Here is a 23,926-nt window from a genome sequence, read left to right on the forward strand (position 1 = left end):
TCATATGGAGTATCGCAGTATTGTATGTAGCGGATGCATTAGGAGGGTCAACTCTTGCGTATGTAGGAACTCAAGCAGTAGGCACATTTATAGGTTCAGGGTTTGATTATGTTGGTGTAGGTCCTGTAAATATACCTACCAATGGTGATTGGTTGGGAGCAAATATTGGGAATATTATTGGTGATCTTGAGTTGATAAGTGAGATAGAAGGGGGAGGTAAAGTATCATGGAACTGGCAAGCGTTAGCATGGGTTTCTGAGGGTGGGCCAATATCTCGGTCAATGGTGGATACAAAATTTGCGCATGGTATGGCAAATTATAATGTTGTATATAAGGGATACGAGCCAACACTTAGAACTAAGGTACATGAATTTACACACATTTGGGAGATGAGATTCGGAGGTAGCTGGATTTATTATTCTACCTATCAACTTTTTTCAGGTTTATACGGTTATTGGGATAATCCTTATGAGGTACAATGTTTTAATAGAGCTAAAATAGATATCTACGATGCAATGATGGGAATTGATTGGTAAGGAGTGAATCGTCAGTTTAAATTATGAAAGGGTAGCGTAGTTAGTTGAAATATTTGAAAAGGCATTTAATTTTATGAGTAAGGTTCTCTAAAAAATGTAAAAAGGAGGAGTAAAATTTATGCATTTAAATCATTATATAATGACTAAAGTTTTAGCGACTAAGCATATTTTTTCTGGTAATAAATCTTATTTTATACCAGGCAAGACAATCTTCAAATCTATAAATACTATATCTTTAATTCTATTAGCTTTTTTATGAGTTCTTGCAAGACTGCTGATCCAGGCTGGTTGTATATGTTGGAGCGACCCTCTTTAGATAGAGTTGAGTGTAGATACGGTTATGGATATGTTTATAAAGACGATTCTTTGGGTATTAAATTGACTGCACAGGACTTTGCATTTGAAACTGATGTTATATTAAGGATAGCTACCCCTTTAGATAGCATTATAATCTATCCTAACTTTGCATATATTGAATCTCCTCATTTTGTTAATAAGGTACATGTTCCAAAAATGATTGGTATTAAATGTGTTTCCAATGACTCATTAATATTTAAGAAGATGTATGAAATTGATGAGATTAAAGGGAAAATTGACTTAGTTAGTTTGGAAGCGTGGCGAGAAGATAGGATAAATATTAAAGAGTACTATGGGCTTAAGAAAGCAAAGAAAATAAGTAAAGATGAATTTTTGAGACCATATTGTTTGCAGAAGGGGTATTTATTCTCAGTATATTTTAGCTATAAAAGTTTTGCCATTTATGACGAAAGAAATAATCAGAGAATCCCATTTGGTAGTCCTAATTTCACCCCTGAAAAAAGCGATTTTATTTTTTATTATGATATTTACAACAATAATAAGCCATTAACTTTTTATTTCAAACCGACTACTGGTAAGGTTGATGAAGAGTAAAAGACTTCTATCCAAGTGGCTTCTTTGGATTAAGGAAAATCAGGGAAGATTATTAAAGAGTTATTAGATTTTTTAAATATTGGGAGAGAAAACGTGAAAGGATTATCCTATTGTAAGGATGGAAGGTTTGGGGGAAAGATATAATAGTCAATAAGCGTTAATCCAAAACTGAACCCTTGCCAATTTAAGAAAATATATTTATCTTTAATTGAAAAGGAGTGATTTTATGAAAACAAAAATCCTTAAAAGGTTTTTTCTTGTTTTAAATGGTTTATTTTTTTCTTTCCTTTATGCTGATACCATTTTCTTTCAGGATGGTTACGAGGCTGGGCAAGATTTTTCTGGTAATTTTATAAACTGGGATGAGACTGAAACTTATGGAGGTGTAGGGGAAGCATATGCAATTGATGATACGGTTATTACTCATACTGGGAAGCATAGTGGTCGTTTCGAATTGTCAGATGGGACTCAAGGTGGATGTGCTTATACATCGAAGGTTATTTCCTGGCCTACTGGGAAAAAGCTTTGGTATAGTTGTTGGTTACGGAATGGCTCAAAAGAGAAGTCCAATGTTGTCGTGGGTGGGTTGTATTTTATGGAGGCTTATGTTAAGGAGGGTCCTTGGAGAGATAGAGCAAACTTAGAGACACACCCCCCTCATATGGAAATACCAGATAGTCTGTTTATGTTGAGAATGGCTTATCGTGGTAGAGATGGAGAGCGACATCGTCAAGAAGAGAATCTCCAATATATTAGAAGAGAAAAATGGCATCACATTGTGATGTTGGTAGATTTAAGCGGCGAAAATCCTTTTTATGCTTGGTGGTTGAATGGAGAACTTATCTGGTCTACATATGATAGTTCACAGGGCCAAGATACTTTTCCTCCAACTGAAATTCATTTTGGCGCAACAAATCTTGATTGGTGGGAAGGGAATAGGGCAGAGGTTTGGATAGATGATTGCCTTGTTACAGACTATTATCCATCTTCTTCGGTTCTTATTGATTCCCAAAAAATTCCTTTAAGCTTAAAAGTTATTCCCAATCCTATTTTAAGGGTAAGCGAAATAAGGTTTGTAATTCCAGAGGATGGACTAGTTAGTATGGAAGTTTATGATGTATGTGGAAGAGAGGTTGAGAGAGTTTTTAATAATGTTTTTTACGCTTCAGGGATTCATCGGATAAGTTTAGATTTAAGCAAGTTTTCTTCTGGAATTTATTTTTTTAAATTAAGTGCAGGGAGAAGAGAACTAGTTGAAAAGGTTGTCCTTATAAAATGAAAACTTCCGAGTAGAAACAACTATAGTTTTTGGATTTTAAATAGTTATGTGTTCTATAACAATTTTAATTCCAATGATTATTAGGATTAATCCTCCAAAGAGTTCCATATTTGTTTTAATGAAATTCCCAATTTTATCTCCAATGTAAAATCCAATTAGACAAATTATAAAGGTAATCCCACCGATTGTTAAAGCTGGAATGATTATTTTAACCTGTAAGAAGGAAAAGCTCAATCCAATAGCTAAAGCATCTATACTTGTCGCAATCGAAAGAATGAATAATTCTATAAATGTAATACAATCTTTTTTAATTTCTTCATTGATTCTCCTCGACTTGTAAATCATTTTTCCTCCAATAAAAGAAAGTAATAAAAAGGCAAACCAATGGTCAAAATTTTGAATATATTTTATAAATGAAAGACCAATGCACCATCCTATCATAGGCATTAAAGCTTGGAAAAAACCGAAAGAAAAGGCCATTCTAAATGCATGCCGAATTTTTAATTTTTTGATTATAGAACCATTTATTATTGATACGGAGAAAGCGTCCATTGATAACCCAAAACCGATTCCAAGGAGATTAAAAAAGTTCATTTTTTAATCTTTATTTTATTTTTTGTTTTTTATCTGTCAAGTTTAAAACTTGACTTTTAAGAGAATGTATGTAATCTTTAAAAGGAGGTGAAAATGAGAAATTTTTTTAAATTTTTAAGTATGTTCTGTATTGCAGTATTCGCTCAATCTGGTTGGGAACACCAGACAAATCCTCTTGGATATGGGGAAGAGGCAATGATTGGTAAGGTAGAGGCTGTTAGTTCAGGAGGAGATGTTTATGAGGTTTGGATTTCAACTAGTAGAGGCGCAGGATTTCTTTATACAAATAGCAGTAGTGGTGGAAATTGGATATTAAGGAACTCCTTCCCGAATGACACTGTTTGGTCGTTGTCAGATCCCTCTATTACAATGTGTTGGGTTAGTCCACTTAGGGGGTGGAAAATAGGGACTGTTGGGATGGGTTTTGAAGATGCAAAGGGTGCGGTTGTTTACAAAACCATAGATGGAGGAAGTAACTGGGATAAAGTAGGTCTTTCCAATAATCCGGGTGATATGGGTGTTCAAATTCAATTTGTCAATAATATGGTGGGTTGGGCTTCTATTTTTAATCCAAATAGTGGGATGGCGACGTTTTTAAAAAGTGTTGATGGAGGAAATAACTGGGTTAATATTACTCAAGCTGGGGGCGGACCACCAACAGGAGGTATTTTCTATTTTGTAGATGAAAATAATGGTTGGGGAGTTAATAATGCTCACATGGCTTCTCCTCCATACGGAATTATACGGACAACAGATGGAGGTTGGAATTGGACAAATCAATATGCCGATCCAAGTGGAACAGGTTTTTCCGCACTACAGTTTGTTGATTTGAATAACGGTTGGGTTGTGGGGGAGGGCAAGATTTTAAAAACAACTGATGGTGGAGAAAACTGGACATTAATAACCAATACAGGATTGCCAGAAAATACACAATATAGATGTTTGTTCTTTTTGGATGCAAATAAAGGATGGATTGGAGCGAATGCACCAGGAAACCCAGGATGGAACGGGATTCTTTATACTTCAAATGGGGGGACAAGCTGGGAATTGCAGGAAATACCTTTTCTTTCTGACACTAACCCAGTATTCAGCATCTTTTTCTTAGATGCTGAGACCGGTTGGTTTACAGCAGATCTTGGAATTATAGGATATACCACAACTGGTGGTTTAGGAGTTGGGGAGGTAACAAATAAAAAAGAAGGAATTCTTTCTTTAAAACAAGTACCTTTTGGTTTAAATGTAGAAATTTCTTTTTGTATTCTGAAGAGGTCACAAGTGAATTTGAAGATTTATAATTTGATTGGGGAAGAAGTAGAGACAATTGTTAATGATGAAATACTGAAAGAAGGTGTTTATAATAAGTTATGGGATACTAAAAACTTATCAAGTGGTATATATTTTTGTAGATTGGAAGTGGGAGGTTTTTTGGCGGATATTAGGAAGATTGTTTTAGTTAGATGAGAAAAGGCTTTTTATTAAATGGTGGAAGAGGAATTCCGGAGAGTTTGAGGAATATAAATTTCCTTTGTAGAATGGGGAAAAGATGAATAATAAGTCGTTTACTCTCCGTGATTTGCCAAAAGAAGATAGGCCAAGAGAGAGATTGAAGCTTTTGGGAGTGGATAATCTTTCAATTCAGGAGTTGTTAGCTTTAGTTATTGAAAGAGGAAGGAAGGGAAGTAATGTTTTGACAATTGCCCAGAATCTTCTTGCGAGATTTGGAAATCTTTCCAGTATTAAAGAAGCTTCTATAGAAGAATTAAAAGAGATTTATGGGATTGGTTTTGCTACAGCTTGTAAATTAAAAGCCGCTTTTAAATTGGGTGAGAAGGCGTTAAATAAAGAAGATAGATATAACTCTAAAATCACCAATCCTGAGGTTGTGTTTAAGTTACTCAAAGATGATATGGGGAATAAGAAGAAAGAGTATTTTAAAATTTTGTCTTTAAATACACGAAAGAGGCTAATTAGTATTGATGATATCTCAATAGGAAATTTGGATAGTTCTATTGCTCATCCAAGAGAAATCTTTAAAGCAGCTATTCAGAATTCGGCTGCTTCTATAATATTGGTTCATAATCATCCTTCCGGCGATCCAAAGCCAAGTAATGATGATGTAAGGCTTACTGAGAGAATGATAGAGGTTGGGAGAATTGTAGGGATAGAGGTGGATGACCATATAATAATTGGGGATAATTCTTATGTAAGTCTTCGAGCTTCTCTAAATACAACAGGACTTTGGAAATAAATAGGAATTTTGTTAACTTTCTCTTGACAAATGAAGATAAGAATATATTTTTAAAAGGAGGTGGTGTAGATGCCGACTTATGAATATGAATGTTTAGAATGTAAATATAGATTTGAGAGATTTCAGAGCATTAAAGAACCTCCTTTAAGGAAATGCCCTACCTGTGGTGGGGAAGTTAGGCGACTTATAGGAGTGGGGGCTGGGATAATTTTTAAAGGGCAAGGTTTTTACCATACTGATTATGTAAGAAGAAATAGCGATGAGAGAAAGAAGAAGAGGGAGGAAAGTAAAGAAAAAAGTGCAGTCGGAGGAAGCTCCGACTAACTTTATTTTTTTAAATAAATTTAATGCTTTCCTTTCTTTTCTTCTTTCTTTCTCTTTTATTCTTGTTCTTTTTCATTAAGTATTGGGAACATGTAAAGATTTATCGCCCAAAAGAGGATTTTTTTGTCTATCCTTCTGAATTTGGGATTGATTTTGAGGATGTCAATTTTTCTTCTCGCGACCACGTTTTGCTTAATGGCTGGTTTTTTAAGGGTATTTCTAAAAAAGTTATTCTTTTCTGCCATGGGAATTTTGGAAATATTTCTTCTGGAATAGAGATTGTTAGAGAATTGAATTTAATGAGATACAACGTTTTTATTTTTGATTACAGGGGTTTTGGGAAAAGCGATGGGATTCCAACTGAGAGGGGTCTTTATTATGATGCTTTAGGGGCCATATCTTATTTAAGAGAAAGAGGTTTTAAAAAAAATGAGATTGTTCTTTTTGGTAACTCTTTAGGAGGAGCTGTTGCTATTTTTGTTGGTAGTGTAATAAGAGACTTAGGTGGAATTATAATAGATAGTACCTTTCAATCTATTCGGAGTCTTAGTTATGATATTTTCGGTTTCCATTTCCCAAGGTTTCTTATCTCCAATCGTTTTGAATCCATTAAAAGAATAAAGAAAATAAGAGCTCCAAAGTTAATCATACATAGTGAAGAGGATGATCTTATTCCTTTCTATCATGGTTTAAAATTATTTGAAGAGGCTTTGCCTCCTAAGCAGTTTCTCAAAGTTAAGGGGTTTCATAATTCTTCTTTTTCTGAATCTAAAGAAACTTATATAAAAGGAATTAAACATTTCATTGAAAGTTTGTGAAAGTGATGAAAGATAATTATAGCCCCTTGCCTTGGGAAGTAAAAGTGATATACTAATCCTTTAAGATGAAAAACCTATTTAACCTTGTTTTTTTTCTTGCTCGGAGATATGTTCGGATTAAAAAGGGGGAGGGGTTCAGATCTTTAATAACACTTTTTGCAGGAGGAGGAATAGGTTTAGGTGTTGCAACGCTTTTGGTTGTTCTTTCTGTGATGAATGGGATGCAGAGTGATCTTAAGAATAAGGTTCTTGGAGGAAGTTCTCCATTAACTATTATGAGGATTGGAGAGGAACCCATTTCTGATTGGGAGGCGGTTGTTGAGAGTGTAAGAGGAAAAGTAAGAGGAGTTAAGGAAGCTTCTCCTTATATTTTAGAAAAAGCTCTTTTAAAGCATAATAAAAGAACAGATGGAGCTTTAGTAAGAGGCGTGGATCCTAATTCGTTTTCTCTTGTTTCAGATATTCCCAAAAATATTAAAATGGGGAATTTTGACCTTTCTGGGAAGAAAGTAATTCTTGGGAACTACTTGGCAGATCGTCTTTGGGCTCAAGTTGGAGACACAATTACTATATCTTTTCCTTTTTCTTTTACTGCAACTCCTTTTGGTTTTATAGTTCCTTCTGGAGATTATGTGCTTGCAGGAGTTTTTGATATGGGTATGTATGAATATAATGCAACTTTAGCCATAATTTCTCTTGAAGAGGCGAAAAAACTATTTGGAATTGATGGGGTTACAGGCGTAGATTTTACATTAGAGAACCCATATAAAGCTCAAGAGATTTCAATTGATATTGTTGGGGAACTTGGTTTTCCTTATAGAGCTATTAGCTGGATGGATAGGAATAGAACTCTTTTAAGGGCTTTGGAAATAGAAAAGAAGGTGATGTTTATAATATTGATCTTAATAATAATAGTGGCTGCTTTTAATATTATTTCTTCTCTTGTTTTGATTGTTCTTGGGAAGATGAGGGAAATAGGAATTCTTAAGGCGTTGGGAGCTTCTGCTTCTTTAATTAGAAGGATTTTTTTGCTTGCTGGTCTTTTAGTTGGGGGAAGTGGAACAATAGGCGGTATTATAATTGCCTGGATTTTATGCTTCCTTTTGGGAAAATACAAATTTATTGATTTACCTTCCGATGTTTATTTCCTTACTAAATTACCAGTGAAAATGCAAATCTTTGATTTTGTTTTGGTGGCTTTTTCTGCTATTATTCTTTCTTTGCTTGCAGCTTTGTATCCAGCTATAAAAGCTTCTAATCTTGATCCTGTGGATGCGATTAGAAATGAGTGAGATAATAAAATTAAATAATGTTAAGAAGAAATTTGTTTCTGGAACTGAAGAAGTAAGAGTCCTGGAGGGAATTAATTTAGAGGTAAGAAGAGGAGATTTTATAACCATAACAGGACCTTCAGGATCTGGGAAAAGCACCCTTCTTAATATAATGGGTGGACTTTTGCATCCTGATGAAGGAGAGGTTTTACTTGAGGGGAAGTCTCTTTATGAATACCAAGATAAAGAACTTGCAAGAATAAGGAATGAAAAAATAGGTTTTATATTTCAGTTTCATCATCTTCTTGTTGATTTTACGGTTTTAGAAAATTTGGCAATCCCTCTTTTGATGAAAGGCAGGGATCTTAAAGAGGCTTATAGAGAGGCAGAAAGATTGCTTTCTATTGTGGATCTTAGGGAAAGGATTTATGCTAAGCCAAGAACTCTTTCAGGGGGGGAATGCCAGAGAGTGGCTATCCTTCGTGCTATTATAACTCAACCCATATTGCTTCTTGCAGATGAGCCCACGGGAGATTTAGATGAAGCTCACGCAGAGGTTGTTTTGAAGATGATTAAAGAGATACATATAGAGAGGGGAATGACTGTTGTTCTTGTTAGCCATAACGAGAGGGTTGCACAAATGGGGAAAAAGATATATAATTTAAGTGGAGGAAGGTTAAGATGAAGTGTGATTTATGTGGTAATAATGAGGCAAAATTTAAGTATTATGAAGTAGATTCTGATAAGGTTCGGGAAATGAATATTTGTGAAGGATGTGCCAGAGAGAAAGGGATTGAAAGTAAAATAGAGGAAGAACCAATAGGAGAGAAAAACAAAGTTTGTGGTAATTGTGGACTTAGCTTTGAGGAATATAATGAGACTAAAACACTGGGATGTCCTGATTGCTATAAGACTTTTAATAAATGGATTAAGATTTCCTTAAAGAAGATTCAGAAGGATGTTGTTCATAGAGGAAAAGAAGCAATTAGAAATTCAAGGATTATGGATGTTAAAAGGGAAATTCAGGAACTAAAGAGGAAACTTGAAAGTTTTGTAGAAAGCGAAAGATTTGAAGAAGCGCTTAAGTTGAGGGATGAAATTGAAAAAAGAAAAAAGGAACTTAAAGCCATTAGGGGTAAAGGTGATTGATTATCTTGTGGATAAATTTCCTTCCTGGATTGAAAAATTAGGCCCTTATTCAGATATGATTCTATTCTCTAAGGTTTCTTTATACCGTAACTTGGGGGGCTATAAATTTAATTTCAAAAATTCGGAGAAGGAAAAGGAGGAAATTTTAGAGTTACTACGAGAAGGATTTTCTGCTCTTCCTTTATTTGAAAATATTATTTTTTTAAGAGAGCTTAATAATAACGAGAGGCAATTTTTGATGGAAAGAGAATTTATTTCAAAAGATTGTTTGAAGAACTTTCATTTTGTTGGGTTGGGTTTAGATGCCTCCCAAGAGAAGATATGTGTTTTAAATGGAAAAGAGCATGTTGAGATTTCTTGTTTTTGCCCTGAATTATTGGTTAGGGATGCTTATACAGAATGTGATAGGTTAGATGATGAATTGAATGAGGAGTTTGGTTTTGCTTATGATGAGGAATTGGGTTTTCTTACTTCTTCAATTGAGAAGCTTGGAACCGGAATGATTGTCTCTTCGGTAGTTCATCTACCTGCCCTTGTTATTACAGGAGAGATTGTAGAGGTTATTGAGGATATTGAGGATTCCCTTTTTCATATTGAGGGAATTTTTAATATTGAAGAAAATGTTGCGGGAAGCTATTTTAGGATTAGTAACAGATTTACTCTTGGGATATCTGAGGAGGAAATATTAGACTTGTTTGAAGGAAAAATAAAGGATGTTATTAAAGAAGAAGTCGCAAGTAGAGAGTATTTAACCCAAAAAGCGGGATATGAAACTGAAGATAAAATTTGTAGGTCTTATGGTATATTGGAGAATGCAAGAATGCTATCTATAAATGAGTTTTTGAATTTATCTTCAGCTGTTAGGCTTGGTTTGAGTTTGGGGATTATAAAAGATATAAATATAAAAGAGTTAAATAAATGGATTTTGCAAGCTTTACCAGGATATATAAGGGTTTTAAATCCAGAAATTAATGACATTAAAGAAGAAAATATTGTTAGGGCAAAATTAATAAGAAGTAATTTAGGAGGAGAAAAATGTTCATAGATGAAGGTTTTACGAAAAAACTTATAGATGTTATAAAGATAGCAAAGGATATAGCTAAAGGAGCAGATTTAGAAGAAGTAACTCCTTTAATTCTTTTTCTTGCTTTGCTAAAACATCGTAACAATACAGCTGTTACAATAATGGATGAGTTGGGGATAGATATTGATATGGCCGAGAGCAGGATTATGAAGTTCCTTAGTATTAATGAGGAAAGAATGAAATCAGATGAACCTATTGGGTTGTCTGAAAGCTGTATCAGCATTATGGAGCAGGCAAAAGAGGAAGCTTTGATGCTTGGTAAACAGGTAATAGGAACCGAACATCTACTTTTGGCATTGCTTAAGTCAAAAGAAAGTAGTTTTGTTAAAATCTTACGGTTAGAACCTCTTGAATATTATTCTGCAAAGAGAATTCTTCTTGACCTTTTTGAGAGAGAAATACCTCAGGATAAAGAAAAGACTAAGTCTTCTGATAGAACTTTAGAGTTTTATACCAGGGATCTTACAGAACTTGCAAGAGAGGGGAAAATTGATCCTGTTATTGGAAGAGAGGGAGAGATTGAAAGAGTTATTCAGACTTTGTGTAGGAGAAAGAAAAATAATCCTGTTCTTGTTGGAGAACCTGGGGTTGGTAAAACTGCAATAGTTGAAGGTCTTGCCCAAAGAATTGTTTCTGGTAGAGTTCCTAAGGTTTTGCAGAATAAAAGAATTCTTTCTTTAGATCTTGCTTCTGTTATTGCAGGAACGAAATATCGTGGGCAATTTGAAAAAAGATTAAAACAGATTTTAGATTCATTAAGAGAATCTAACTATATTCTTTTCATTGATGAGATTCACACTATTGTAGGTGCTGGAGCTGCTGAGGGAGCCATAGATGCTTCTAATATGTTAAAACCTGTTCTTGCAAGTGGAGAGATTCAAACGATTGGTGCAACAACCCATGAAGAGTATAGGAAATATATTGAAAAAGACGGAGCTCTTGAAAGAAGGCTCCAGATGATTATTGTAGAGCCTCCTACGATAGAAGAGACAATAGAGATTTTAAAAGGAATTAAACGTAAATATGAGGATTTTCATAAGGTTATTTATCCTGATGATGTGATTGCTGTGGCGGTTAAACTTTCTGCTCAATACATTCAGGGTAGAAATCTTCCAGATAAAGCTATTGATGTTCTGGATGAGACAGGAGCAAGGGTAAGATTGAGAGAGACAAAGGTTCCTGATGAGATTGTAAAATTAGAAGAGGAGCTAAGAGAAGTTAAGGAGAAATTGGTTAAAGCAAGAGAAGAAGGCAGATATGAGGTTGCGATTGAACTTAGGGATAAGAGGGATGAACTTGAGGAGAAGTTAGAGAGAAGTCTACAAGAATGGGGTAAGTATGGAAGTTTTAAAAGCGTTGAAGTGACAGAAGATGATATTAGAGAGGTTGTTTCCCTCTGGACAGGGATTCCTCTTAAGAGACTGAAAGAGGAAGAAACAGAGCGTCTTCTCTCTATGGAGAAAGAGATCAAAAAGAGAGTTGTTGGACAAGATGAAGCTGTTAAGGTTGTTTCCCAGGCGATAAGAAGAAGTAGGGCTGGTTTGCGTGATATGAGAAGACCTTTGGGTGCTTTTCTTTTCCTTGGACCGACTGGAGTAGGGAAAACTGAGCTTGCTAAGCAACTTGCAAGATTTCTCTTTAATACCGAAGATGCTTTAATTAGAATAGATATGAGTGAATTTATGGAAAGATTCAATGTTTCAAAGTTGATTGGAGCTCCTCCTGGATATGTTGGGTATGAAGAAGGGGGGACTCTTACAGAGGCTGTTAGAAGAAGACCTTATGCTGTCGTTCTTTTGGATGAGATAGAAAAGGCACATCCGGAAGTTTACAATATCCTTCTTCAGGTTTTTGATGAAGGGATTTTAACTGATGCCTGTGGTAGGAAGATTTCTTTTAGAAACACAGTTATAATTATGACTTCAAATATAGGAACAAAGGAAATAATGCAGGGGACTCATTTAGGCTTTAAGAAGAGCGGTAAAATTGAATATGAGGAAATGAAGGAATATCTTCTTGAAGAGATTAAGAACAGATTTAACCCTGAGTTCTTAAATAGAATTGATGAATGCGTTGTTTTTAGGCCTCTTGATAGAAAAATGATGTCTTCAATTGTGGATATATTCTTTGATGAGGTAAAGAAGAGAGTGGAGGAGAAAGGTTTTGAGATCTCTCTTACTGAGGAAGCAAAAGAGTTTCTTATTGAGAAAGGGTTTGATCCAGAGTTTGGAGCAAGACCTTTAAAGAGAATTATTCAGAGGGAATTAGAGGATAAATTGGCGGAGGCTTTCTTAAAGGGAGAATGGAAGGAAGGCAGTAAAATCGTGGTTGCCAGAGAGGGTAATGACTTGATATTCTTTACCTCTCATTCTGTGGCTGAAGTTATCTAAATATATGGGGAAAGTTATTTCGATTGTCAACCAGAAGGGTGGTGTGGGGAAAACTACAACTGCAATAAATTTAGGTGCTGCGCTTGCACTATACAAACAAAAGACCCTAATAATTGATATGGATCCCCAATCAAATGCTACAAGTGGTCTTGGCCTTAGTGGGAAGACCCCAACTGTTTATGATATGCTTTTAAGAGGTAATTCTCCAGAAGAGGTTATACAAAAAACAAGCACTGAAAATCTTTTCATTATTCCTTCTGATATTTCTCTTGTTGGGGCTGAAGTCGAACTTGTGGATGTTCGAGGAAGAGAAATGCAATTGAAAAGGAAAGTAATGCCCCTAAAGAGTGAATATGATTTTATTTTAATTGACGCTCCTCCTTCTCTTGGACTACTTACAGTAAATACTCTTGTGGGTTCTGATTCTGTTCTTATTCCAATTCAAACAGAGTTCTATGCAATGGAAGGACTAAGTAAGCTTTTAAATACAGTCTGGAGCATTCAAAAAGAATTAAATTCTCGATTAACAATTGAAGGAGTCCTTCTAACTCTTTTTGATACAAGGCTAAATCTTGCAAGTGAAGTCACAAATGAGGTTCATAAGTATTTTGGAGATAAAGTATTTGAGGTTATAATTCCAAGAAGCGTTAAGCTTGCTGAAGCTCCAAGCTATGGGAAAAATATTTTCGATTATGACCCGAAGTCAAAAGGAGCTATAGCTTATAAAATGCTTGCAAAGGAGGTAATGCAAAGGAATGGTAAGACGGGCTCTTGGAAAGGGATTTGATGCTTTAATTCCTAAAATTGAAGAAGATAAAGTTCCAATAGACCAGATAATACATTCTCCTTTACAACCAAGGAAAAAGATAAATGATGAGGAATTAGAAGGGCTTGTAGCTTCAATAAAGCAGAATGGAATTTTACAACCCGTTCTTTTAAGAAGATTGGAAGATGGTAAATACGAATTAGTTTATGGACATCGGAGATTTGAAGCAGCTAAAAGAGCAGGGCTTAAAGAAATACCAGCAGTTTTTAGAAAACTTTCAGATAGGGAAGTTTTGGAGCTTGCAATTATTGAAAATATTCAAAGGGAAGATTTGACTCCTCTTGAGGAAGCTTGGGCGTATTACCGATTGAATGTGGAGTTTAATCTAACTCAAGAGGAGATTGCAGAAAGGGTTGGGAAAGCAAGGACCACAATAACAAATAAAATGAGGTTACTTTCTCTACCCGAAGAAGTTAAAGAGGCTTTAAATCTCGGGAAAATAACAGAAGGTCATGCGAGAGCTCTTTTGGGTTTTGGCGATGATAAGAAGAGGATTTTAAAAGAGTTAGAGAAGATAATAAGAGGAGAAAAGACTGTAAGAGAAGTAGAGAAAGCTTCCAAGGGGAAATTAAAGAGGGAAAAAATTCCTCTTGAGTATGAAGAATTGCAGGAGGAACTTATGCATTTTTTTAATTCTGAGGTGCGGATAAAATTGGGAAAGAAAAAGGGACAATTGATAATTGAGTTTTATTCGAATAAAGATTTGGAGAGGATTGTTGGTTTGATAAAAGGGAAATAATGGGAATTATAAAAAAATATACAATTCAAATTGTTCCTGAGGAAGGAGAAATTAAAGAAATAAATTTGTCGCCTAAAATGGTTGTCTTTTGGTTGATTTTGATTTGTTTTATTTTTTTGGGAACAACTTGTTTTCTGGTAATTTTTAGCAAGTTAGCTATGGATAAAGCAGAATATAACTTATTAAAGAAGAAAATTGCTTATCTTGAGAATAGAGAAATTGAAATTAAGAAACTGAATAATAGGATGAGGAAGTTATATGATATGGCTGATAAACTGAATAGGGCTCTTGGTCTCGAACTTTCACTGGAAGAATTCTATGACAATTATAATAAATATAATAAAGAAGAGAGAAAAACACCCTTAGAGGTTGACTCTCCAATGGGTGAGATAGATGAAATAAAAGAAGCTGCTATTTTGCATAATTTTATTCCAGATATTTTGCCAACTCAAGAAGGATGGATAAGTAAGAAGTTTTCTCCGGAACATAAGGCAATTGATATTTCTTTGAAAGAAGGAACGCCTCTTTATTCTACTATAGATGGGATAGTTTTTTCTGTTGAGGAGGACGAATATCTTGGAAAGACATTGGAGATTCGTAATGATGAAGGTTTTGCAATTTTTCTTGGTCATCTTAAAGAAGTTTTGGTGAAAAAAGGAGATAATGTTAAGAAGAATCAACTCATTGCTCTTTCTGGAAGTAGTGGAAAGACCGAAGCTCCTCATCTTCATTATGGAGTAAAAGTGGAGGGCAAATGGGTTGATCCAAGTGATTATTTATTAATTAGGAGGTGATTATGCGACAAGAAGCAATAATGAATGTTTTTCATAAGGGTTCTACTTTGGATGGGACTATGCGAATAAATGGTTCTATAAGAATTGATGGAAAACTTCGAGGAGATATTGATGCAACTGAAGCGGTCATTGTGGGCGAAACTGGTGTTATTGAGGGAAATATTAAGGCCAAAGAAATAAATATTTCTGGAAAATTCACGGGCAAGATTGTTGCTGAAAATTGTGTTGTTCTTCACGCTACAGCGGAGATAAATGGAGATATCAAATGTAAGAAATTGGTGGTTGATGAGGGGGTTGTAATTGATGGTAATATTACGATGAGAGAGAAAGATAGAAGTGCTCAGGGAGAAAAAAGAAAAGAGTAAAATTCGTTCTGTAAATATAAAGGTAAATTATCTTAATCTTGTTCCTACCTCTGTTTTAATAGAGGAAGGTAATACAATTGTTCTTGTCTCTTCCACTATTACAGATACTGTTCCTCCTTTTCTTAAAGGATTAGGGGAAGGATGGATTACAGCACAATATGGAATGTTACCAAAAAGCACAAGTTCAAGAGTGAATAGAGAGAGACAAGGACTCTCTGGAAGAATTTATGAAATTCAAAGGCTAATTGGGCGTTCATTAAGACAAGCTTTTGATTTAAGTTTACTTGGGGAAAAAACAATTATTGTGGATTGCGATGTGATTCAAGCTGATGGGGGAACAAGAGCAGCTTCAATAACGGGAGGAATGGTGTCTTTGTATGAACTTTTTAGAGAAATGGTTGTAATGAAAGAAATTGAAAAAATCCCCTTGGTTCGTTGGATAGCAGCGATTTCTGTTGGAATTGTTGATGGGGAGATTTTTGTTGATCTTAATTTCGAGGAAGATTCAAATGCAGAAGTCGATGCTACTCTCGTTATGGATGAAGAGGAAAATCTAATAGAGGTTCAAGCTTCAGGAGAAAAGAGACCTTTCACAGAGGATGAGCTTAAAGAGATGATAAAGATAGGGAGAGAAGGGATAAAGGAACTTATTGCTAAACAGAAAGAAGCACTTGGAATAAGATGAGTTTGGGTTCTTTTCTGTGGCTCCAAATTTAGAGAATATTAATTCTAATGGAACGAAGATTTGGAAAGAAGAAGTAAGAAGCAACAACATAAGGCTTGATGTTTATCTTTCGCAAACCCCACTTCCTTTTAGTAGAAGTAAAATAAAAAAGAAAATTCAAGATAAGGAGGTTCTTGTGAATGGTAAGGTTGCCAAACCTTCTTATCTTGTTAAGAAAGGGGATATAATTGAGGTTATTTATAAAGAACCAAGACCTTTTGAGATAAAACCTCAAAATATCCCTATTTCAATTATTTATGAGGATGAGGATATAATTGTTTTGAATAAGCAAAAAGGAGTTGTTGTTCATCCTGCAAAAGGGAATCTTGAAGGAACTCTTCTTAATGCCCTTTTATATCATTGCTCCACTCTATCAAAGGGAGTAAGTAAAGAGAGACCCGGAGTTATTCATAGATTAGACGAAGATACCACTGGAGTTATAGTTTTTGCAAAGAATGAGGAAGTTCATTCTAAAATTGCGGAGCAGTTTAGAAAAAGGGAAGTAGATAAGGTTTACCTTGCAATTGTATGGGGAACACCTCCAATGGAGGAAGGAGAAATAAGTTCTCCAATTGGAAGAAATTTTTTTGATAGGAAATTGATGGCTGTTACTCCTTTAAGTTCTAAGGATTCTCTTACTCGTTTTAAAATCTTACATTCCTATGGGTTTGCTTCAATTCTTAAGGTTAATTTGGAAACAGGTAGAACCCATCAGATTAGAGTTCATCTTTCTCATTTTGGATACCCTGTAATTGGGGATCCTGATTATGGTGGAAGAGACAAGAAAATATTAAGGAGTATAGGTCTTGACTACCATGATGTATTTAATAAAATAATGGAAATTATGGATAGACAAGCTCTCCACGCTGTAGCGGTTGAGTTTTTCCATCCAAGAAAGAAAAAAAGGATGCGTTTTGTGGCTCCAATCCATCCTGATATGAAGGAACTAATAAAATTTTTGAATGAGATAGAGAGAAAAAGATAAATGGATTTAATAATTGTTGAGTCTCCTACAAAGGTAAAGACAATAACAACTTATTTAAAAAAGACAAAAGTGCTTGCCACGATGGGTCATATTAAAGATCTACCAAAAAGTAGAATGGGGATAGATATTAATGATGGTTTTAGACCGGAATACAAAATAATAAAAGGTAAAAAGAAAATTATTAAAGAGATAGTAGAGGAAAGTAAAAAAAGTGATAGGGTTTTTATAGCGACAGATCCCGATAGAGAAGGTGAAGCCATTGCATATCATATAGCAGAAGAACTACCTGTTAAACCTAAAAGGGTTTTGTTCTATGAAATGACAAAAAGTGGAATAGAAAAGGGAATGAGTGAACCAATAGATATAGATATGAACAAAGTTTTTTCTCAAAGGACAAGGAGAATCTTAGATAGACTTGTAGGATATGAAATTAGCCCATTATTATGGAAGCTCATTAAAAAGGGTTTATCAGCTGGAAGGGTTCAAAGTGTTGTTCTTAGGTTAATCTGTGAGAGGGAAGAGGAGATCGAAAAATTTGTCCCAAAGGATTATTGGGTTCTTAGGGGTAGATTTATTCATCCAGAAGGAGAATTTGAAGCAATTCTTCAAAAGATTAATGGAAAAAAGGTAGAAATTTTAAGTATAGAAGAGGCAGAAAAGCTAAAAGAAAAAATAGAAAAAACAAAATTCTTTGTTAAAAAATTCATAAGAGAAGATGTAGAGCAATTTCCATTACCTCCTCTTATTACAAGCACTCTTCAGAGAAGTGCCTCCACAAGTTTTGGTTTTTCTATTAGTAAGACAATGCTAATTGCTCAGAGGTTGTATGAAGGGGTAGACCTTCCTGAAGGGACAACAGGCCTTATTACCTATATGAGAACAGATTCCTATAGGATTTCAAAAGAGGCAGAAGAGAGTATTCGGGAGTTTATTAAAAACGAATATGGAGAGGAATATTTACCTTTAAAACCCAATGTGTTTAAGTCAAAAGAGACAGCTCAAGAAGCACATGAGGCAATTAGGCCTACTGATATAAGAAGAACCCCTGAGGCTGTGAAAGCTTTTTTAACCCCTGATGAGTATAAGATCTATAAGCTAATTTGGGAGAGAGCTCTTGCGAGTCAGTTTAAACCGGCTATTTTTGATTCTAAGGTAGTTATTGTGGAAGGCTCTTCCTTTGAATTTAAAGGTTCTTCTAAAAATTTGAAATTTGAAGGTTTTTATAAAATTCTTACCCCTCCAAAAGAAGAGGAGGAAATTCCTTTGATGAAAGAAGGCGATTCGGTTGAACTTAAAACTTTAATAACCGATAAGAAAACAACAGAGCCTCCTCCAAGATATTCTGAAGCATCAATGGTAAGAGAAATGGAAAAACGAGGAATTGGTCGTCCAAGCACTTATTCCCCAATCATTTCCACACTATTTAAAAGGAATTATATAAAAAAGGTTAAAGGTTTTCTTGTCCCTCAAGAAATTGGTAGGATTGTAAACAAGATCTTGGTTAAGCATTTTGGAGATACAATAATCAATTGTGAATTTACATCAGAGATGGAAAAAACCTTAGATGAAATTGAGGATGGGGAAAAAGACTGGCGAGGTTCTATTGAAGAGTTCTATTCTTCTTTTAGGAATTATTTGGATGCCATTGAGATGAAAATTTCTGAGATTAGAGATAGTATAACTGAAGAAGTGGATAAAAAATGCCCTAAATGTGGTAAGAATTTGATTGTGAGATGGGGAAAATTTGGGAAGTTTCTTGCTTGTCCAGGATATCCAGGGGATTGCGAAGGATATAGAGAACCCATCTCAGAGGAAGTTCTTAATGAAAAATGCCCGAAATGTGGAGGAGAGGTAATTTTAAAAGAAGGTAAGTTTGGAAGATTCAAGGCTTGTAAAAATTATCCTGATTGCGATTGGACTGCTTCTATTTCTACAGGGGTTAGGTGCCCTCAATGTGAGAATGGAGAATTTTTAGAGAAAAGATCTAAAAAAGGGAGAATTTATTATCCTTGTTCAAATGAGAATTGTAATAACATTTTGTGGAATAAACCAATTCTTCGGGAGTGTTCTAATTGTGGTGCTCCATTTATGGTGGAAAAAATAAAGAGAAAAGAAAATTATTTTTATTGTATTAAATGCAAAAACGAGGAAAAGAGTTCTTAATTATTGGAGAAAACTTTTTATTTTTGAAATTATTGAATTTCTAAATAGATGGAGTTGAAGATGCCCTGTTGGAAACCAGATTATCTTTGGCTTTCCTAAAGCCTTGTGTAAAAGAATGGTTGATTTTCTTGGTATTATTAAGTCAAATAGAGCATTTATCATAAGAACTTTTTCGGGTTTAATCATAGGGGCAAAACATAAAGGATCAAAGTAAAGACAAATAATGTTTGTTTTAATGTTAAAAGGAATTTCTCCTTTTATTACAGATTCTAAAAAGGGCTTAAGGAGAGTTCTTGCTTTTATGCAATTTTTATAAGTTATACCTTTCTTTTTATAAGCTGTTCTTAATTTAAAAAGGAGAGGACTCTTCCAAGTTATTATACTATAATCACCACCTCCTAAGATAAAAACACCTTTATTAATTCTCTTATCTAGAGCCATAGCCATAATGGAAAAAATGCTTCCAAGACTTATTCCTATTATTGAGATTTCTTTATATCCGAGTTTCTTTAGGATATTTACAGTTTTAATTATATCCAAGGTTCCCTGTTTAAAAAAATTTAAAGTGAAGATTCCATCCCAAAGAGAAGAAAGCAAATCTTTTCCTGTTCTACGGTGTCTTTGATAGGGGAGGTCTATATAACAAGCTCCTATTTGAGGAGGAACAATCTTTATATATGAGTCCCATTTTGACCCTAATTCCATTCCAAGCCCATGAACTAAAATACAAACTTTTCTTTTTTGAGGTGAATCTTTAAGTAGCAAGTATACGTTATCGTTTATTTCGTTAAATGTATTTACTGGGGATTTAAATCTAATTTCAAATAGGTCATTTTTTAATTTTGTTTTTTTAAATGAAGGAACTTCTTCAAAGATCCTAGGAGGAAGAATCATTAAATTAATTTATTCTATTTAGTCAATCCAGTATAGAATTCTTCCACAATTTGGGCAGGTAATAACAGATTTATTTTTTTGCTCAGGAGCAATCATTTGAGTTGGAAAAAGTAGGTAACATCCTTGACAGATATTGTTTACCACAGGAACTACAGCACTACCATATCTTTTTGTCAATCTGCTATATTTTCTATACAAGTGATCCTTTATTTGAGAGACAATGCTTGCCCTTGCTTCTTCCATTTTTTTCATATTGTCTATCTCAAAGCCTACTTCTTCTTCTCCTTTTTTCTCTTTCCGAAGAATATCTAATTCCTGTAAAGAAATTAAAAGTAAAAGTTGTTTATCCATTTAAACTCCAAAAAGGTTACTAAGTTCAACTTTGAATTCTTCTTCATTATTTATTTTAAACAATTTTTCATCAGATGAGATTTCATTAAATGTCTCGGCTATTTTCCCAAGAAGAATCAGATATTCCCTTTTTGAAGAATAAGGAGGTGCCACTACAAGAAAAACAAGCCGAACTGGCTTTTTATCCTGTGATTCAAAATCTATCGGCCTTTTAGGACGTCCTACAACAACCATCAGGTCTTTTACTGCTAAACTTCTTGTGTGAGGAATTGCTATACCGTTGCCAATTCCTGTAGAGCCAATTTTTTCCCTTTGTATAACTGCATTTGTTAGAATTTCTTCTTTATCTTTACTTAAATTTAAAGCCTTAACCAAAATCTTTATTAACTCAAATTTCTCTTCTGCCTCAATATTCAATAAAACTTTTATATCTTTAAGAATTTTACTAACTAAGGCTTTTTCCATATTTAATAAAGTATAATGTTATTTAATTTCTTGTCAATACCTAAAATTATAGAAAATGTCTATTTTAGAGATTTTTACCATTTGACAAAATTAAAAAATTGTATATATTTTATCCAACTTTAAAAGGAAAAAAGATGGATTTTCAAACTGTATATTTAAAATTGCAAGATTTTTGGGCTAAAAAAGGATGCACGATAGGGCTTCCCTATACATCTGAGGTAGGAGCTGGGACCTTTAATCCATTAACTTTTTTTGGGGCTCTTGGTAAGAATCCATTAAAAGTTGCTTATATTGAGACTTCAAGAAGACCAAAAGATGGGCGGTATGCCGAGAATCCCAATAGGCTTCAGCAATTTCAACAATATCAGGTGATTCTGAAACCTTCTCCAACCAATGTTCAAGATTTGTACCTTGAGAGTCTTAAGTATCTTTCACTAAATATAAATGAGCATGATGTCCGGTTTGTTGAGGATGATTGGGAGTCACCCACTCTTGGGGCTTGGGGTTTGGGTTGGGAGGTGTGGTTGGATGGGCAAGAAATTACCCAATTTACTTATTTTCAGCAAGTTGGAGGGGTAGATCTTGATCCTATTTCTGCTGAGCTAACCTATGGTCTTGAGAGAATAGCAATCATTCTTTCTGGAGCTACTTCTGTCTTTGATCTTCCATGGTCAAAAGATAAGACTTGGACAGATTTAAATAAAGATCAAGAATATCAGTTTTGTGTTTATAATTTTGATGAAGCGGAAGTAAACTTTCTTTTTGATTATTTTGAAGAATGTAAAAAGGAAGCCAAAAGATTAATTAATAAAAATCTTCTTTACCCTGGTTATGATTTTGTTGTTAAGGCTTCCCATACATTTAATCTTCTTGATGCGCGAGGCGCTCTTTCGGTAGAACAGAGGAATAATTATATTCTTGAAATAAGAAAATTAGCAAATATGGCGGCTCGGAAATGGATAGAGATGTACTCATAGAAATTGGAACGGAAGAGATCCCTGCAGGTTATTTAGAAAATGCTATAAATTCTTTTGAAAAAGGATTAAAAGATGTGTTTTGCTCTAATGGGATTTCTTATTCAAGTATTGAAAAGTTTTATACTCCAAGAAGACTTGCTCTTATAGTTAAGAATGTTAAGAAGAAAAAGGAGAAGAAAATAAATAAGATAAAAGGACCCCCAGCACATCTTGCTTTTAAAGATGGAAAACCAACCGAGATGGCTAAAGGTTTCGCTTCTTCAAAAGGTGTTTCTATTGATTCTTTAAAAATTGAGGAGATTGATGGTAATAAATATGTTGTGGCTGAGATTTTAGAAAAACCTAAAAAGGTAGAGGAGATCCTTAAAGAAAACTTACTCTCCTTAATTAAAAATATTGAATTTCCAAAGAAAATGAGATGGGAAGAAACTGGTTTTGCTTTTGCAAGACCAATAAGATGGCTTATTGTTATGTTTGGAGAAAAAGTCATTTCTCTCTCTATAGCTGGGGTAAGGAGTTCTAATACCACTTTTGGACATCGCTTGTTGAGCTTTGGGAAGATAAAAGTCACTCCTAAGAATTATGAAGAAAAACTTGAAAAAGCATTTGTCATCGCTAATCCAGAGAAGAGGAAAAGACTTCTTAAAAGTTTAATAGAAAGGGAGGCGAAAAAGCTTGGGGCTTCTCCCATTTTCTCTGTGGGTCTTCTGGAAGAGGTTTCTAATCTTATAGAATATCCTTTTGTAATTCTTGGTTCTTTCCAGGAAGAGTTTCTTAAGTTACCTGAAGGGGTAATAATCTCAGCAATGGAGACCCATCAAAGGTATTTTCCTTTAAAAAAGAATGGGAAACTCATTCCGTATTTTATCTCAGGAATAAATAATAAACCAACTGAGGAAATAATAAAAGGCAATGAAAGGGTTTTAACTGCAAGACTTGAAGATGCAAAATTTTACTGGGAAGTAGATAATAGGTTACCTATAAGAGAAAGGATTCAGAGCCTCTCAGGAATTAAATGGCATAAGAACTTGGGTAATCTATTGGATAGAACGAAAAGGTTGGTTGAGTTAAGTGAATGGATTGGAAAAATTTTGGATGGGATAAATCTTGAGGTCTTAAAAGAAGGTGCAGAACTTTGTAAAGTTGATTTAACAACTCTTATGATAAGAGATGGCAAAGAGTTTACAAGCCTTGAGGGGTATATAGGAGCGGAATATGGAAGAGCCCAGGGTTTGAAAGAGGAGGTTTGTAAGATAATAGAGGAGCATTATAAACCTAAAAATGTAGAAGATACTCTTCCTACTACAAAAGAAGGGGCTGTTCTTTCTCTTGCTGATAGAATAGACCTTATGGTTGGGAGTTTTGTTGCCGGAGAAAAGCCAACAGGTTCAAGAGACCCATTTGGACTTCGTCAGGCAATGAATGGTGCTATAAGGATTGTTTTAGATTTTAAGTTTTCTTTTCCAATGGATGAATTAATAAAAAAGAGTCTTAAATTATTTGGGGTAGATTACAAGGAAGAAATTTTTGAGGAGATTAAACAGTTTATGATAGAAAGAATGGAGGGTTATCTTGAGAGCAAAAATATAAGATATGATATAGCTAAAGCAGTTCTTTCTGAAAAATGGAACGATCTCTTAGAGTCTTACCTTGTTGCCTTGGCTATGATGGAAATTAGGAAAGATGAGAAAGAGTTTGAGAAAATTGTAATAGGACAGAAGAGGGTTTCTAATATATTGGAAGGGGTGGTACAAGGAGAAGTTAAAGAAACTCTTTTAATAGAGAAAGAAGAAAAGGATTTATTTAGAGAAGCAAAAGCCTTAGAACCAATTTTAAATAATTTTATAAAGAATAGACAGTATCTTGAAGGGTTAAAAGAATTAAAGAAGCTAAGACCTTATATTGATAATTTCTTTGATTCGGTTTTAGTGATGGTTGATGATGAAGATTTGAGGAATAATAGACTAGCTCTTCTTTATTATGTGAGAGGGTTATTTCATCTTTTCTGTGATTTTGAAGAAATCGTTATTGATTAGAA

The 23,926-nt window shown here is 34.4% G+C and carries 25 protein-coding genes; 21 read left to right on the forward strand and 4 right to left on the reverse strand.

Annotated features, from left to right (window positions below; genetic code table 11):
* Positions 1 to 20: 20 nt before the first annotated feature.
* The 3 genes from ABIN61_00455 (at position 21) to ABIN61_00465 (ending at position 2,727) form a co-directional block, all read left to right on the forward strand.
* Positions 21 to 536 carry a hypothetical protein gene (locus tag ABIN61_00455; GenBank protein MEO0292679.1) on the forward strand — a complete coding sequence of 172 codons (516 nt, stop codon included), beginning with the start codon at positions 21 to 23 and terminating at the stop codon, positions 534 to 536.
* A gap of 255 nt (positions 537 to 791) precedes the next feature.
* Positions 792 to 1,448 carry a hypothetical protein gene (locus tag ABIN61_00460; GenBank protein MEO0292680.1) on the forward strand — a complete coding sequence of 219 codons (657 nt, stop codon included), beginning with the start codon at positions 792 to 794 and terminating at the stop codon, positions 1,446 to 1,448.
* Positions 1,449 to 1,674: 226 nt separating this feature from the next.
* On the forward strand, positions 1,675 to 2,727 hold the full coding sequence (locus tag ABIN61_00465) for a T9SS type A sorting domain-containing protein (protein MEO0292681.1): 1,053 nt from the start codon (positions 1,675 to 1,677) through the stop codon (positions 2,725 to 2,727).
* 36 nt (positions 2,728 to 2,763) lie between these two features.
* Here the strand turns inward: ABIN61_00465 and ABIN61_00470 are convergent, their stop codons facing one another.
* Positions 2,764 to 3,321 carry a manganese efflux pump MntP family protein gene (locus tag ABIN61_00470; GenBank protein MEO0292682.1) on the reverse strand — a complete coding sequence of 186 codons (558 nt, stop codon included), beginning with the start codon at positions 3,319 to 3,321 and terminating at the stop codon, positions 2,764 to 2,766.
* Positions 3,322 to 3,414: 93 nt separating this feature from the next.
* On the opposite strand from ABIN61_00470, the gene ABIN61_00475 reads away from it, so the two are divergent.
* From ABIN61_00475 to topA, 16 genes are all read left to right on the forward strand, one after another.
* Positions 3,415 to 4,782: a hypothetical protein gene (locus ABIN61_00475; GenBank protein ID MEO0292683.1), complete on the forward strand. Its 1,368-nt coding sequence runs from the start codon at positions 3,415 to 3,417 to the stop codon at positions 4,780 to 4,782.
* Between the two features lie 82 nt (positions 4,783 to 4,864).
* Positions 4,865 to 5,569 carry a DNA repair protein RadC gene (gene radC, locus ABIN61_00480; GenBank protein ID MEO0292684.1) on the forward strand — a complete coding sequence of 235 codons (705 nt, stop codon included), beginning with the start codon at positions 4,865 to 4,867 and terminating at the stop codon, positions 5,567 to 5,569.
* A gap of 69 nt (positions 5,570 to 5,638) precedes the next feature.
* Positions 5,639 to 5,893 carry an FmdB family zinc ribbon protein gene (locus ABIN61_00485; GenBank protein ID MEO0292685.1) on the forward strand — a complete coding sequence of 85 codons (255 nt, stop codon included), beginning with the start codon at positions 5,639 to 5,641 and terminating at the stop codon, positions 5,891 to 5,893.
* 23 nt (positions 5,894 to 5,916) lie between these two features.
* Entirely contained in the window at positions 5,917 to 6,711 is a 795-nt protein-coding gene (locus ABIN61_00490; GenBank protein MEO0292686.1) for an alpha/beta hydrolase, read from the forward strand.
* 65 nt (positions 6,712 to 6,776) lie between these two features.
* On the forward strand, positions 6,777 to 8,003 hold the full coding sequence (locus ABIN61_00495) for an ABC transporter permease (GenBank protein MEO0292687.1): 1,227 nt from the start codon (positions 6,777 to 6,779) through the stop codon (positions 8,001 to 8,003).
* Entirely contained in the window at positions 7,996 to 8,667 is a 672-nt protein-coding gene (locus tag ABIN61_00500; GenBank protein ID MEO0292688.1) for an ABC transporter ATP-binding protein, read from the forward strand. Before ABIN61_00495 ends, ABIN61_00500 begins: the two co-directional genes overlap by 8 nt.
* On the forward strand, positions 8,664 to 9,131 hold the full coding sequence (locus tag ABIN61_00505; protein ID MEO0292689.1) for a UvrB/UvrC motif-containing protein: 468 nt from the start codon (positions 8,664 to 8,666) through the stop codon (positions 9,129 to 9,131). The genes ABIN61_00500 and ABIN61_00505 overlap by 4 nt, the downstream gene beginning before the upstream one ends.
* The gene (locus ABIN61_00510; GenBank protein MEO0292690.1) at positions 9,082 to 10,176 is read left to right on the forward strand and encodes a hypothetical protein; all 1,095 of its coding nucleotides are present in this window, start codon (positions 9,082 to 9,084) and stop codon (positions 10,174 to 10,176) included. The genes ABIN61_00505 and ABIN61_00510 overlap by 50 nt, the downstream gene beginning before the upstream one ends.
* Positions 10,167 to 12,605 carry an ATP-dependent Clp protease ATP-binding subunit gene (locus tag ABIN61_00515; GenBank protein MEO0292691.1) on the forward strand — a complete coding sequence of 813 codons (2,439 nt, stop codon included), beginning with the start codon at positions 10,167 to 10,169 and terminating at the stop codon, positions 12,603 to 12,605. The genes ABIN61_00510 and ABIN61_00515 overlap by 10 nt, the downstream gene beginning before the upstream one ends.
* A 4-nt stretch (positions 12,606 to 12,609) precedes the next feature.
* A complete protein-coding gene (locus tag ABIN61_00520) occupies positions 12,610 to 13,392 on the forward strand; it encodes an AAA family ATPase (protein ID MEO0292692.1) in 783 nt (260 codons plus the stop codon).
* Positions 13,361 to 14,170: a ParB/RepB/Spo0J family partition protein gene (locus tag ABIN61_00525; GenBank protein MEO0292693.1), complete on the forward strand. Its 810-nt coding sequence runs from the start codon at positions 13,361 to 13,363 to the stop codon at positions 14,168 to 14,170. Before ABIN61_00520 ends, ABIN61_00525 begins: the two co-directional genes overlap by 32 nt.
* Positions 14,170 to 14,964, forward strand: a complete 795-nt coding sequence (locus tag ABIN61_00530) for a peptidoglycan DD-metalloendopeptidase family protein (GenBank protein ID MEO0292694.1) — start codon at positions 14,170 to 14,172, stop codon at positions 14,962 to 14,964. Before ABIN61_00525 ends, ABIN61_00530 begins: the two co-directional genes overlap by 1 nt.
* Positions 14,965 to 14,966: 2 nt before the next feature.
* Complete coding sequence (locus tag ABIN61_00535; GenBank protein ID MEO0292695.1) at positions 14,967 to 15,329, forward strand: polymer-forming cytoskeletal protein; 363 nt, start codon at positions 14,967 to 14,969, stop codon at positions 15,327 to 15,329.
* Positions 15,301 to 16,014 carry a ribonuclease PH gene (gene rph, locus ABIN61_00540; protein MEO0292696.1) on the forward strand — a complete coding sequence of 238 codons (714 nt, stop codon included), beginning with the start codon at positions 15,301 to 15,303 and terminating at the stop codon, positions 16,012 to 16,014. Before ABIN61_00535 ends, rph begins: the two co-directional genes overlap by 29 nt.
* A gap of 16 nt (positions 16,015 to 16,030) precedes the next feature.
* A complete protein-coding gene (locus ABIN61_00545) occupies positions 16,031 to 17,038 on the forward strand; it encodes an RluA family pseudouridine synthase (GenBank protein MEO0292697.1) in 1,008 nt (335 codons plus the stop codon).
* Positions 17,039 to 19,201, forward strand: coding sequence for a type I DNA topoisomerase (gene topA, locus ABIN61_00550; protein MEO0292698.1), 2,163 nt, complete (start codon positions 17,039 to 17,041; stop codon positions 19,199 to 19,201). It begins immediately after the preceding gene.
* Here topA and ABIN61_00555 read toward each other — a convergent pair whose 3' ends face one another.
* From ABIN61_00555 to ABIN61_00565, 3 genes are read right to left on the reverse strand one after another with little or no spacing between them, the layout of a single operon-like run.
* Positions 19,202 to 20,095, reverse strand: coding sequence for a hypothetical protein (locus tag ABIN61_00555; protein MEO0292699.1), 894 nt, complete (start codon positions 20,093 to 20,095; stop codon positions 19,202 to 19,204).
* Between the two features lie 18 nt (positions 20,096 to 20,113).
* Positions 20,114 to 20,446: a C4-type zinc ribbon domain-containing protein gene (locus tag ABIN61_00560; GenBank protein ID MEO0292700.1), complete on the reverse strand. Its 333-nt coding sequence runs from the start codon at positions 20,444 to 20,446 to the stop codon at positions 20,114 to 20,116.
* Positions 20,447 to 20,911 (reverse strand): PTS sugar transporter subunit IIA, encoded by a 465-nt coding sequence (locus ABIN61_00565; protein MEO0292701.1) that lies wholly within the window; start codon positions 20,909 to 20,911, stop codon positions 20,447 to 20,449.
* A gap of 134 nt (positions 20,912 to 21,045) precedes the next feature.
* Between ABIN61_00565 and ABIN61_00570 the strand changes: the two genes are divergently transcribed.
* Positions 21,046 to 21,888 (forward strand): glycine--tRNA ligase subunit alpha, encoded by an 843-nt coding sequence (locus ABIN61_00570; protein MEO0292702.1) that lies wholly within the window; start codon positions 21,046 to 21,048, stop codon positions 21,886 to 21,888.
* Positions 21,867 to 23,924 (forward strand): glycine--tRNA ligase subunit beta, encoded by a 2,058-nt coding sequence (glyS, locus tag ABIN61_00575; GenBank protein ID MEO0292703.1) that lies wholly within the window; start codon positions 21,867 to 21,869, stop codon positions 23,922 to 23,924. The genes ABIN61_00570 and glyS overlap by 22 nt, the downstream gene beginning before the upstream one ends.
* Positions 23,925 to 23,926: the final 2 nt, after the last annotated feature.

It is taken from the genome of candidate division WOR-3 bacterium (assembly GCA_039804165.1).
Lineage (GTDB): Bacteria > Hydrothermota > UBA3072 > UBA3072 > UBA3072 > JAFGHJ01.

Bases quoted from the DNA above. Each gene is read 5' to 3' on its own strand.
- ABIN61_00490 (MEO0292686.1), top strand. From the start codon at position 5,917: ATGCTTTCCTTTCTTTTCTTCTTTCTTTCTCTTTTATTCTTGTTCTTT.
- ABIN61_00500 (MEO0292688.1), top strand. From the start codon at position 7,996: ATGAGTGAGATAATAAAATTAAATAATGTTAAGAAGAAATTTGTTTCT.
- ABIN61_00460 (MEO0292680.1), top strand. From the start codon at position 792: ATGAGTTCTTGCAAGACTGCTGATCCAGGCTGGTTGTATATGTTGGAG.
- radC (MEO0292684.1), top strand. From the start codon at position 4,865: ATGAATAATAAGTCGTTTACTCTCCGTGATTTGCCAAAAGAAGATAGG.
- ABIN61_00515 (MEO0292691.1), top strand. From the start codon at position 10,167: ATGTTCATAGATGAAGGTTTTACGAAAAAACTTATAGATGTTATAAAG.
- glyS (MEO0292703.1), top strand. From the start codon at position 21,867: ATGGATAGAGATGTACTCATAGAAATTGGAACGGAAGAGATCCCTGCA.
- ABIN61_00570 (MEO0292702.1), top strand. From the start codon at position 21,046: ATGGATTTTCAAACTGTATATTTAAAATTGCAAGATTTTTGGGCTAAA.
- ABIN61_00520 (MEO0292692.1), top strand. From the start codon at position 12,610: ATGGGGAAAGTTATTTCGATTGTCAACCAGAAGGGTGGTGTGGGGAAA.
- ABIN61_00470 (MEO0292682.1), bottom strand. From the start codon at position 3,321: ATGAACTTTTTTAATCTCCTTGGAATCGGTTTTGGGTTATCAATGGAC.
- ABIN61_00525 (MEO0292693.1), top strand. From the start codon at position 13,361: ATGGTAAGACGGGCTCTTGGAAAGGGATTTGATGCTTTAATTCCTAAA.
- ABIN61_00555 (MEO0292699.1), bottom strand. From the start codon at position 20,095: ATGATTCTTCCTCCTAGGATCTTTGAAGAAGTTCCTTCATTTAAAAAA.
- ABIN61_00530 (MEO0292694.1), top strand. From the start codon at position 14,170: ATGGGAATTATAAAAAAATATACAATTCAAATTGTTCCTGAGGAAGGA.
- ABIN61_00565 (MEO0292701.1), bottom strand. From the start codon at position 20,911: ATGGAAAAAGCCTTAGTTAGTAAAATTCTTAAAGATATAAAAGTTTTA.
- ABIN61_00495 (MEO0292687.1), top strand. From the start codon at position 6,777: ATGAAAAACCTATTTAACCTTGTTTTTTTTCTTGCTCGGAGATATGTT.
- ABIN61_00505 (MEO0292689.1), top strand. From the start codon at position 8,664: ATGAAGTGTGATTTATGTGGTAATAATGAGGCAAAATTTAAGTATTAT.
- ABIN61_00560 (MEO0292700.1), bottom strand. From the start codon at position 20,446: ATGGATAAACAACTTTTACTTTTAATTTCTTTACAGGAATTAGATATT.
- ABIN61_00485 (MEO0292685.1), top strand. From the start codon at position 5,639: ATGCCGACTTATGAATATGAATGTTTAGAATGTAAATATAGATTTGAG.
- ABIN61_00475 (MEO0292683.1), top strand. From the start codon at position 3,415: ATGAGAAATTTTTTTAAATTTTTAAGTATGTTCTGTATTGCAGTATTC.
- ABIN61_00535 (MEO0292695.1), top strand. From the start codon at position 14,967: ATGCGACAAGAAGCAATAATGAATGTTTTTCATAAGGGTTCTACTTTG.
- ABIN61_00465 (MEO0292681.1), top strand. From the start codon at position 1,675: ATGAAAACAAAAATCCTTAAAAGGTTTTTTCTTGTTTTAAATGGTTTA.
- topA (MEO0292698.1), top strand. From the start codon at position 17,039: ATGGATTTAATAATTGTTGAGTCTCCTACAAAGGTAAAGACAATAACA.